The organism is Microcystis sp. LE19-195.1E (assembly GCF_027532095.1).
Taxonomy (GTDB): Bacteria; Cyanobacteriota; Cyanobacteriia; order Cyanobacteriales; family Microcystaceae; genus Microcystis; species Microcystis aeruginosa.
The window spans coordinates 1-2,728 of the sequence record NZ_JAPZSZ010000357.1; the positions used below are offsets into that span (position 1 = coordinate 1).

The 2,728-nt window shown below is 42.1% G+C and carries 3 protein-coding genes; 2 read left to right on the plus strand and 1 reads right to left on the minus strand.

Annotation, left to right across the window (positions count from 1 at the left end):
• Nucleotides 1-343: 343 nt before the first annotated feature.
• On the plus strand, nucleotides 344-544 hold the full coding sequence (locus O9300_RS19130) for a hypothetical protein (RefSeq protein ID WP_002735656.1): 201 nt from the start codon (nucleotides 344-346) through the stop codon (nucleotides 542-544).
• Nucleotides 545-640: 96 nt separating this feature from the next.
• On the opposite strand, the gene O9300_RS19135 is transcribed toward O9300_RS19130, so the two are convergent.
• The gene (locus O9300_RS19135; protein WP_190720275.1) at nucleotides 641-1,462 is read right to left on the minus strand and encodes a sulfotransferase family protein; all 822 of its coding nucleotides are present in this window, start codon (nucleotides 1,460-1,462) and stop codon (nucleotides 641-643) included.
• 90 nt (nucleotides 1,463-1,552) lie between these two features.
• Here O9300_RS19135 and O9300_RS19140 point away from each other — a divergent pair, with 90 nt between their 5' ends.
• Nucleotides 1,553-2,494: a hypothetical protein gene (locus O9300_RS19140; protein WP_287973409.1), complete on the plus strand. Its 942-nt coding sequence runs from the start codon at nucleotides 1,553-1,555 to the stop codon at nucleotides 2,492-2,494.
• Nucleotides 2,495-2,728 lie beyond the last annotated feature (234 nt).

The following is a 2,728-nucleotide window of genomic DNA, read 5'->3' on the forward strand; positions in this document are numbered from 1 at the left end:
GAGGTAGTCAGTTACCTAATTTTCAGGGAAAAAGTACCTGAATTTTACCCCCGATCCCTCCAATGGTCGGCACTTTTTGAGGTCAAAAAAGTCTAAAAGCCTTATCCAACAAGGTTTTTAGATTTATTCAGCAAGCCCTAATTATAGTCACTTCAATTAAGATTGAATCGTATCAGACTTATCTGAAATGACTATACATTTTCAAGGTCTAATCTTCTGCATAAGAAGAGTCCAGGCGAAAAAAAACCAAAAAGTAGCGGAATGTATAGCGCGCCACTACATCTCAGAAAAAACCCCTTACAATAGAGACAAAAGTGATCGGAGATCAATGGGGGTGAACGTCATGTTAGTGATTTTAACCGACGAACACATTCTCGATACGGGTTCTGTCTGTCAGGGCTGTCTTTTAGCCAACCAGCAGGGACAACCCCGGTGGCGAGAGGGTAAACTAGGCTGTGGTCACTCCTTAGGCAAAGGGGGCAGCCAACAGCCCAATCTCTACGAGTGTCAGATGGGCTTTACAATTGCTAATATTGAAGGCTAATCAGACCTTTTAAATGCTCAACTTAGAGTTGAGTTAGGGGGATTTTCTTGGGACTCGGAGGAGAGAATCAAGGCCATTATTAATCCCCAATTCAGTTTAGATACAATGACAATAATGGCTGAGGGTTTCGTAGCATCGATCGTAGGCTTTTTGGGCTTGGGTTAAAACAGCGTCGGAAATTTCTATATCTAATTTTCTGGCTTGTTTAATAATTTTACCCGCTTTGATATTCTCGGAAGAATCTCCTATACCGCGGCTGCCAGTGGTTTTTAAAACTCGATATTCTTCAGAAAATCCCGTTTTAGTATCGAGATGACTCTGTAAACTATTAAAGACCAATTGACTTTGGTTTAATACCTGATCGTGGGTGATAAATAAACTCTTTTCTTTGCTGTTAATTAATCGAGCATAACTTTCTAAGGTGGCTAAACGACCGGTATAATAACCCAGGGCGTGCTGCTCGTTTTGATGGGGTTTAAGATCTAGAATACTAGCTAAAGTGCGCTGCGGTTCTCGTAGTAAAAATATGGTCTTAACCGGATCAGATTGCAAAAAACTATGATCTAAAAACTTCTGATCATGAAGAACTTTATCTAAAATATATTTATGATTCATGTTTAAATCTTTCAAACGCCAGTAGAGTTGAAACATTAAAGTTTTAAAATCCTGTTCACTCTCATAAACCAGATGAGTTTCGCCAAAACCGATAATTTCAGGATTAGAATTGAGGATATGGGTCAATAAAGACGAACCCGATCGCATATGGCTAAGAATAAATAAAACCTGATAGGGTTGGGGACGAAAGAGAATTTTATAGGGGTCTTTGGGTGTATCAATGCGTACCTGAAAATACTTATAAGTTAAACGATGGGTTAAACCCTGCCAAGATTGGGGTAAGCGATCGAGGGCTATAGTCATAGGTTAATAAGGAATTGTGTCAACTTGTCGCTAAGATTCCCCTATAATGTATCCCATTTAAGACCCAAACAAAAGTGAGGTTTATACAAAATGGGATTGCCAAGTTGTTCGCTCTGGTTTTTTACGGCGCGAACCGATGTCTGGTTTATGATGAACACTATTCCCCATCTAGTCAAAATGAGTCAGTTTCCCTTCGATGAAAAGGTACTCGCTATTGACACGGCCCCTTTAAGCGGGGAAAAGGTTAATCGCCCCGGACTGGGTACAATGGAGGAGTTAAGAGCCTGTGGTGAAAAATTAGTTAAAGATGGCATAATCGATCGCCTAGTGGATTTTAACTACGATCCCAGCTATCGTCAGCGCATCTATCAAAAGCATTTCGGCAGTCCCCTCCGTTCCACCCATAACTACAAAGGTTATCCGATTTTCGGCTCGATCTTCAAAATCGAGTCATGTCGCAGCGATTATATGGTCCATTATGACAGCGACATGATGCTCTACCAAGAACCGGATTACAGTTGGATCCGCGAAGGGATCGAGTTAATGGAAACCCATCCAGAAATGATGTTTGTGCGTCCTTTGTCCGGTCCGCCGCGGCCCGATGGTACGATTGATTCTGCCCATCCTTGCACGAAAAATCCCGATGGATTCTATCAATTTAAATTTTTTGGTAGTCGTGCCTATCTACTTAATTGTCGTCGCTACGATCGCCTTTTACCGATCACCCCCCTCTGGCGCTCTTATAAAAATACCTTTCTCGATCATTTACCCGATGGTTTAAAAGCTTGGGGCAATATTTTGACTGGGAAAGGAAAACTCGACTCTTGGGAAATTATGGTTTCTCGCTCCCTAGAACAAAGCAACTACTATCGCGCCACTCTCACCAATGCCAAGGGTTGGACTTTGCACCCCAACGAGCGCTCTGCCGCTTTTAGGCAAGCTTGGCCGACTATTATCGAAAAAATCGAAGCGGGTATTTACCCACCGCCCCAAGCTGGTTATTATGACCTGATTCCGGAATTATGGTATTAAAAGAGCGTTATTTCTCTAGATTGGAGGTGAGGCGGTACTTAGAGATTGCAGGTGTGGCGATCGCCGCTTAGATTTCATAGCACCGGCTAAGTAGGTGGGTGGAATTAAATATAAGATGAACGTAGCGACTGTCTTGATTGTCAAGAGGTAATTCAAAAAAACTCAAGCAGTTGCCGTAAAACTCAAAATCTCAAGCCAGAAAAAAGCGCAGCAAAAACTAAGTCGCTCAGGTTA